This is a genomic window from Leptospira semungkisensis, assembly GCF_004770055.1.
GTDB lineage: Bacteria > Spirochaetota > Leptospiria > Leptospirales > Leptospiraceae > Leptospira_B > Leptospira_B semungkisensis.
In genome coordinates, this window is sequence record NZ_RQEP01000019.1 from 824,389 (window position 1) to 832,702 (window position 8,314).

At 41.3% G+C, this 8,314-nt stretch carries 5 protein-coding genes; 3 read left to right on the forward strand and 2 right to left on the reverse strand.

Annotation, left to right across the window (positions count from 1 at the left end):
• Window positions 1-94: 94 nt before the first annotated feature.
• A complete protein-coding gene (locus EHO59_RS18055) occupies window positions 95-3,340 on the reverse strand; it encodes an acetyl-CoA carboxylase family protein (protein ID WP_135589822.1) in 3,246 nt (1,081 codons plus the stop codon).
• 413 nt (window positions 3,341-3,753) lie between these two features.
• Here EHO59_RS18055 and EHO59_RS18060 point away from each other — a divergent pair, with 413 nt between their 5' ends.
• A complete protein-coding gene (locus tag EHO59_RS18060) occupies window positions 3,754-4,905 on the forward strand; it encodes a TauD/TfdA family dioxygenase (RefSeq protein ID WP_135589823.1) in 1,152 nt (383 codons plus the stop codon).
• A gap of 5 nt (window positions 4,906-4,910) precedes the next feature.
• Here EHO59_RS18060 and EHO59_RS18065 read toward each other — a convergent pair whose 3' ends face one another.
• Complete coding sequence (locus EHO59_RS18065) at window positions 4,911-5,828, reverse strand: LysR family transcriptional regulator (RefSeq protein ID WP_135589824.1); 918 nt, start codon at window positions 5,826-5,828, stop codon at window positions 4,911-4,913.
• Between the two features lie 150 nt (window positions 5,829-5,978).
• Between EHO59_RS18065 and EHO59_RS18070 the strand changes: the two genes are divergently transcribed.
• Together EHO59_RS18070 and EHO59_RS18075 are read left to right on the forward strand one after the other, a co-directional pair.
• Window positions 5,979-6,893, forward strand: coding sequence for an NAD(P)/FAD-dependent oxidoreductase (locus EHO59_RS18070; RefSeq protein ID WP_135589825.1), 915 nt, complete (start codon window positions 5,979-5,981; stop codon window positions 6,891-6,893).
• A gap of 240 nt (window positions 6,894-7,133) precedes the next feature.
• Window positions 7,134-8,219: a hypothetical protein gene (locus EHO59_RS18075; protein ID WP_135589826.1), complete on the forward strand. Its 1,086-nt coding sequence runs from the start codon at window positions 7,134-7,136 to the stop codon at window positions 8,217-8,219.
• The last annotated feature ends 95 nt before the right edge of the window (window positions 8,220-8,314 follow it).

Here is an 8,314-nt window from a genome sequence, read left to right on the forward strand (position 1 = left end):
CCTCCTAAGAGAGGCAAAATCTAATCATAGATCCGGATCTTATCAAGATTTTTCCAGGAGAAAGAAAAACATTTATTTCCAAAGTAGAACTTCTCTAAGCACAGGAATCCAATCCTCGGACAATCCATTTACGTGAATCCAAAGGATCAATGACTGCATCTATCTCCAGATACGAAGCCATATTGATCGCCTTCCCTCTTTCATACGCCTCTGCAACCAAGCGCTCGAATAGGATCTGTCTTTCCTTCCAATCTTTCACTTCGGCTAATTCCTTTTGGAAACCAGTCCGAATCTCTCCTTCAATTCCCATTGCACCAAATTCACCCGTAGGCCATGAAATTGTAAAGACAGGAGCGTGAAAACTACCAGCGGCCATTGCCATCGCACCGAGGCCATATCCTTTTCGAAGAATGATCGTAAATACAGGAACCTTTAATGAAGCACCGGCTGCAAAAAGCTCGGCGGCTTTTCGAACTAATCCCTTTTTCTCCACATCCGGACCGACCATAAATCCAGGAGTATCACAAAGAAATAATACAGGTATTTTGAATGTATTGCAGAAATCCAGGAATTTGGACGACTTATCCGCTGCCTCAGCATCGATCGCGCCACCAAGATGAGTGGGATCATTCGCAACGAGCCCCAATGCTCTTCCTTCTATCCTGATAAAGGAAGTAACGATACCTTTTGCAAAATCTCTCTGGAGCTCTAACACCGAATCTTGATCGGCCAGGATATCTATCAATTTTCGAATATCATACGAACGCAAACGATTCTCAGGAATGCAATTTCTAAGTGCTCTTTGATCGGAAGATTCGAATTGCCTGAGATCTCCCTGAAAATAAGAAAGGGCCTTCTTGGCAATCCTTACTCCTTCAACTTCATTCGAAACTAATACATCGATCACTCCATTCCTTGTTTGTATGCTCGCAGGCCCGATCTCCTCTGCTGAGAAATTTCCGAGTCCTCCCCCTTTCACCATGACGGGGCCACCCATTCCTATATTAGAATCTTCTGTTGCTATTCTAATATCACTCGCACCGAATAAGGCTGCGTTTCCAGCAAAGCATCTTCCTGCATTCACTGCGATCCTGGGTAAGATGCCTTTCAAGCCTGCATATTGGCGGAATGTATGCAAATCTAAACCTGCAACGGCAGGCACATCTACTTCTCCAGGACGTCCACCTCCTCCTTCCGTAAAGAAAACAAGAGGAAGTCTCTGCTCCTTTACCATTTGCAAGAAGCGATCCGTTTTCTTATGATTCATTGCTCCTTGCGTTCCCATAAAAACCGTATAATCATAAGCTAATACAGAAATTCTTGATTTATTTGCCTCGAAGAAAGTTCCATTTGCCGTTCCAAGACCGGCTACGAGACCGTCGGCTGGACTTAATTTAATTAATTCATCTAAAGATCTTCGGCGGCGCTGCGCAGCCAAAGCCAAGGCACCATATTCTATAAAACTTCCAGGATCGCAAAGATCTGCAATATTCTCTCTTGTAGTTCTTTGTCCTCTTTTGTGGCGTTTAGAAACCGCTTGTGCTCTCGCCGTATCCTCATTCACAGAGAGTCTATCTTTAACTTCCTGCAAATCCGGACGGATACGATCCAAGTCTACAGAAATATCTTCAGTATGATGCTCTTCTTCTGTATCCGACTTACGGATAAGAAGTAAGGTCTGAGATTCAGAGACTGTGTCTTCTGCAGAAGCAAGTATGCTTTCCACATATCCACTGATCTCAGAATTCAATACGTGCTCCATCTTCATCGAAGAAAGAACCGCTAATTTCTGCCCCTTACGAATAAAGTCTCCTTCCGAAGGACTCACCTCGACAAGCCGCCCTGCCATTGGAGAAGAAAACCGAAACATACCGTCCGGCAAAACTTCTTCCTCTTCTCGCTTCGCTTTGCTGGAGATATTTTGCTCCGATTCGAAAGGAAATTGCCTAGGATCCGCAACCTTAGATTTCAATAAATCGGAGATCTTTTCTTGGATGAATTGAGTATGAACGGAATACTCTTGGACTTCTTTGGATTGAAGTATGTTTTGAAGAAGATCCAAATTTGTAGGAACCCCTACAATCCGAAACTCACTCAAGGCACGCAAAGAAGAAGATAATAAATTCGTAAAGTTCTCATTCTTAGAGCGAACAATCAACTTAGCGAGTAGTGAATCATAATTCGGATTAATCTCGTAACCTGAATAAGCGACACTATCCACTCGTATTCCAGGCCCGCTACTCGGCTCAAACAAACGGATCTTTCCGGAAGAAGGACGAGTATTCCCCTTCTCATCCAGTATCTCCGAATTGATCCGGATCTGGATCGCATATCCTTTAGGAGAAGGAATGGAGTCTTGGGCCAAATCCAAGTCTTTCAGAAGGTTTCCTGAAGCGATTTGCATTTGCAATTGAACCAAATCCAATCCGGTAATCTCTTCCGTGACAGTGTGCTCCACTTGCAGACGCGGATTCGCTTCCATGAAATAAATGTTTTCTTGATTTTCCGGATCTAAAAGAAATTCGAAAGTTCCCAAACTCTTATATTTCAAATACTGAGCGATCTTTTTGGAATAAGAAAGGATCTTCTCTCTTGCCGAAGAAGAAAGAAAAGGAGCCGGTGCAATTTCAATCAGCTTTTGATTTCGTCTTTGCAGGGAACAATCTCTTTCCCAAAGATGAACAATCTCTCCGGATCCATCTCCTAAAATCTGAGCCTCGATATGCCTTGCTTTAGGAAGAAATTTCTCTAAATATAAATTAGAATTTCCGAATGCAGATTGCGCCTCATCGGAACAAGCTTTGAACAAATCGGCCAATTCCTCCTTCTTCAGAACGACTCGGATCCCTCTTCCACCTCCGCCAGACAAGGCTTTGATCATGATCGATCCCTGTTCCGAAAAAAATCGTTTCGTGTCTTCTAAACTTACGACGCTCCGAACCCCCGGTAACACAGGAATATGTAATTTTTCAGCAAGCCGAAGAGCCTCTATCTTATCCCCGAGCAATTTCAATGCAGAAGAATTCGGGCCTATAAAAACTATTTCCGATCTTTCGCATTTCTCCGCGAACTCATGGTTCTCGCTTAAAAAGCCATAGCCAGGATGAACGGAATCGCAGCGATTCTCCTTTGCTATTCTTAAGATCTGTTCCTGATCCAAATAGGCAGGAACTCCTACTCCCTTTAAAGGTTTGGAAAGATCCGTCGCCAATCTATGTCTTGAATTAAGATCATCTTCCGAATAAATAGATAAGGTTTGAATTCCTAACTCGGCAGCAGCACGAGCGATCCGAAGAGAGACTTCTCCCCGATTTGCGATTAAAAGTTTGGACAATTTCATATAAACTGCGCAGCAATTTCTCCGAAAACTAACTGAGGTCGATCCATTTTCAGGCCTGGCCCCTTTGTTTGGAAGCAAAACGAATCAGAGAAAGGATTCAGAAAGATTCGAATCGATCGACTATATAATGTTTTTCTAATATATTAGATCTCGTTATCGTGCGGAAGTAAGGAATGAGAAGTGAGTCTTTCAACAAATGCGCATGCTCTACCTACAGGCCAACTGGATCACTTTCATTCGAGGAGGAGAACTTCTTCAAATCCCGGAACTAATAAGTAGGATTAGGAAGATGAGCAATATATTAGACAAAGGAATAAGAATCTATCCAGTATAGTAGAAATTTCTCCATAATATAAGATAGAAGTTTGGCCCACTCTATATTACTTTTCATGCTTGGTCAAAAGGAGAAAGAAATGCCAGTAACAAAATCCAAACCATCTTCCCGAAAAACAAAGCTCTCCTCCAAAAGACTTGGTCAACTAGACAAGCCTAAAGCAAGAAAACGTAATCATGCCAGACAACCTATATTAAAAAATCATTTAGAAGGTTTAGAGCTGCCCATTGTTTATTCTCCGGCTGCCCCCGAGTTTTCGAGTGAAACTTTCCTAACTTCTTGGATCAGGAAAAATAAAAAGGAGATCCAGAGAGATCTTCTAATCTATGGAGCAATTCTATTCCGGGGGTTTGGAATAGATGACTCCAAAAATTTCGAAAAAGTTGCCCTTGCCTTGGATACGGATCTTTCGGAAGCGTATTTAGGAACTTCTCCCAGAGATAAAGTAACTAAATACGTTCATACTGCAAGCGAGCTTCCTTCTGCGTATCCGATCATGCAGCATGCTGAGATGAGTTTCTTAGACAAGCCACCAAAGAAGCTTTTCTTTTATGCAAAGACTGCTCCGAGCAAGAATGGAGAGACGCCGATCACAGATCTAAGAGCGGTTTTGAAACAAATCCCTGAGAATATCAGAAGAAAGGTAGAAGAAAAGGGAGTTCGCTACATTCGTCATTACGACGGACCAAATTCATCCAGATTCAGTCTATGGAAAACAAAACGTTGGAGTGAGATGTTCAACACGACCAACAAAGAAGAAGCCGAAAATGAATTTAAGAAACAGAACTTTAAACATGTATGGCTTCCGAAGAATAAATTAAGATTAACGAATATTCAAGTAGGAACGAGGAAACATCCTTCTTCCGGAGTGGAGGCTTGGCACAATCATATCCAAACCTTTCATATAGATTCCCCAAGACTAGAATACAAGCATGTATACAACAGACAGAAAACGTGGAGAGGACTTGCAGTCTTCTTAACTTTAAATCTTCTTACTTCAATAAAGAAACTATTCCATAGATCGGAAGAATTGGACGTGCATGCAACTTACGGAGACGGCACAGAGATCAGTCAAAAAGAGATCAACGCTATCCTAGAAATTTTCTGGAAGAATATACAGATCTTCTCTTGGGAAAAGAAAGATGTCTTGTATATTGATAACTATTCCGTCTCTCACGGTAGACTTCCCTTTGTGGGAGAAAGAGAAATCCAAGTCGCCTGGACGGAATAGAAAAACTATAGTTTCATAACGTCCATCAAACATTCAGCTTTTCTATCTTTTAAGACATTACTTTCAGTAACGAAACTTAGAAAGGTCTTCAAAGACGGGTTCCTATTTTCAGGAACCCAAAAAACGGAAACTGGAAGATACAATTTTTTGATCGGAACGAATTGCGTATCTGCAGGCGCAAAGTTTTGCGCTCCCAAAATGGTAAGAGAAACACCTTTGCCGGTTGCGACGAGGATCGGACAGCTTTCTCGTTCGTTTTTCACATAGACTTTCGGTTTTATTCCGCTTTGTTTAAAGAGTTGGATGATAGTATCATAAAAATTTCCGGAATCTTTTTTAGGATGCAGGATAATCGTTTCGTTCTTTAATTCAGAAAGTTCGATTTCCTTTTTCTTTGTTAGAGGATGTTTTTTCGGAAGTAAAACTCCTAGAACCTCGTCATGCACAGCATATTTCTCAAAGCCGGGTTCAGGTATCTCGCCTTCCAAAAAACAAATATCGAAATGAGCGGACTTCAAACCTTTCCGGATTCTGTTCCTAGATTCTTGGTGAAGTTGAAATTTTATCCTTGGAAATCGATCCCGAAACTCTTCGATAATCTGAGGTAAACTAGCCATAAAGGTTGTCGTAGAAAATCCTATATTCAGGACTCCCGACTTTAATTTTCCGATAGAGCGGACTTCCTTTTCTATACTTTCCACCTTTGAGATGATATCTCTTCCTTCCTTTAGAAGGAATATTCCCGCTCCGGTCAGCTTTACTTGTCTCGTGGTCCTCTCGAAAAGTTTGGTGGATAATTCCTCTTCGAATGAAGAAATTAAACGCGTCAGAGGAGGTTGAGACATCCCCAAAATTTCGGCGCTTTTTCTAAAATTTAATTCTTCAGCGACTACTATAAAGGACTTAAGCTTGGACAGATCCATATTTCATTGATACCTAATAAGTATCAATAATACAACAAAAATAGGAACAAAATCAAAAAATCTAACTTCTACATGAAAAGTATTTACAAAACGTGCATGCCTTACATCTAAATAATCAGAACATAAAGAAAATTTCGTAAGGAGATTTATATGAATTCGGAACACGAGGTGTTGATTATAGGCGGAGGTCCTGCAGGCCTAAGCGCCGCCTTAGCATTGGGTAGAATGAGTAGAAACGCTCTCTTATGCGATGATAGTCGCCCAAGAAATGCTGCATCTTCTCATTTGAATAACTTTCCCACTCGCGACGGTATCCATCCTGCGGAATGGAGAAATTTAGCGCGAAAAGATTTAGAAAAATATAATACAATCCGCTTTTTTGAAGGATCCGTTCTTTCGGTAGTAAGATCGGGATCTGGATTTTTAGCAAAAGTATCTTCCGGAGAATCTTTTATCATTAAAAAGATCATTCTGGCTTACGGCGTAGTGGATAAATCCCTACCAATCCAGGGCTTTCAAGAGCTTTGGGGGAAATCCATTTTTCATTGCCCTTATTGTCATGGTTTCGAAGTGAGAGGTTCCAAGATCGCACTTCTCGGAAACGGAGAAATGTTATTTCATATGCTTCCATTAATCTACGATCTTGCTACTGACTTGGTCGTTCTGACGAACGGTAAAGCCGAAATCAAAGAAGAACAGAAGGATCTATTAAAACGCAAAAACATCCGACTTATCGAAGAGAAAATTCTTAGCTTCGCGCACGAGGGAGAGAAATTAAAATCGGTAACTTTCGAAAACGGAGAAGAATTGGAAAGAGAGGCTATATACGCACTTCCATCTTTTCCTTTCAAATTGAAATCTCAAATCGGAGAGGAGTTAGGTTGCGAAAAAGATCAATTCGGTTTTTATAAAGTGGCGGAGAGAGGAAAAACAACTATAGAAGGAGTGTTTGCCTGCGGGGATAATAGCAGCCCTGCTCATTCCGTTTTACTTGCAGCTGCCTCCGGTGGTATGGCGGGAGCCGGAGTGGTTCACGAATTATTGAATGAGAAGCTATTTGCGTAAGTTTAGATAGTTCCCACATTCGAGAAAAGAAGTTCCTACGTGATTGGAGCGATCGGATTTCGTTGTTGCGCAAACGCCGTTTTTATGATATAGGGACGGAAGGAAACCCACGGGCCACTCCCCCCACCCGAACATGGGCGGGGGCCCCTCAAATTTTTCACGCTCGGAAATTTTTTCTTTCCTAAACTCAACCGATCTGAAAGTCTCAAGCTCCTCTTAAGAATTTCCGGATGAAGAGTCGTGCATAAAATCATTTTTGTTTTGGTATCAGTTCTTTTCCACTGGAACTGTTTCACGTATTCAGTTCTCATAAAACATGACGATAGCCTAAGGAAGCAAAGAGAGCAACTTCCTCCTCTCAGAAAGACAATCGTTGAATTGAATTCAATCCGAAAGTCGGATAAAGAGTTCATGATCTCTTATTCTGCCGGCTTGTATTCGGATAAGGATACGAAATACAGATATATAGATGAGGAAAGCCGCTGCGCAAATGTAGACTCTTTAAGGCCGAATCATCTCGGGTATCCGAATCTTTCTCAGCTTTCCGATTGCAAAGAGAGAAAGGAATCAAAACTAACGGAAGAAATATCTTTCGAAGAGGTTCCGGAACTGAAAAATTCCATCTGGCTGCCTGAATTCGAGATAATACTAATATCTTCAAACGGTTTGGACAATTATTCGAAGCTATTTCCCAATCCTAGAAGATTCGAAAAACTCGTATTCTCTCCTAAAACCCGAGGATATGACACTGTGGACTTCAAAAAGCATTTCTTAGGAAAGGAGATACATTTCGCCGAGCTTTGCAAGGGTTCTTATTTTACCCATAGGACTCTAAAGATCGGGACGAAAACAGGACAAGCCTTGACTCTCATTGGAAACGGACACTCGTATCAGGTCCTTTCCAATCATTTAGGAAAGCCGTTGGAACCATCTCAGGACATCAATAGTCCGAAAAATTGTGAAACATTAGAAATTCGTAAATTTTCAATTCCGAAAGAAGAAAGAATCATCGCGATCCAATCCGAACTACCTGTAGAATTTCCAGGAAAAATCAGAAAAACAGAGAACAGAATTTTTAGATTAAAAGGAAATTTAGAAAATCTTCCGAACGGGATCCTTCTGATATCCTATCCGAGAGATTGGGATAAGAAAGACGACAGAGCTTTTGTATGGAGCTCCTATCCAATCCTCTACCCTTTCTCGGTAGGCTTGGATATTGTCACTTCCCCTCTTCAGCTAATTTCGATGCTGATCTTCACTCCTTACGGACATTTTTATGTGTGGGGATGTCTGCTCGCAAAAAAATGCAGCACCCCTCTCGGCTAAGATAAAATCAGATCTTTCAGCTTACCAAAATCGTTCTATTTTCATAGAAGCGCATAGAGGTCTCACGATTAAAGTAAGGACTTTAGAGATTTCTT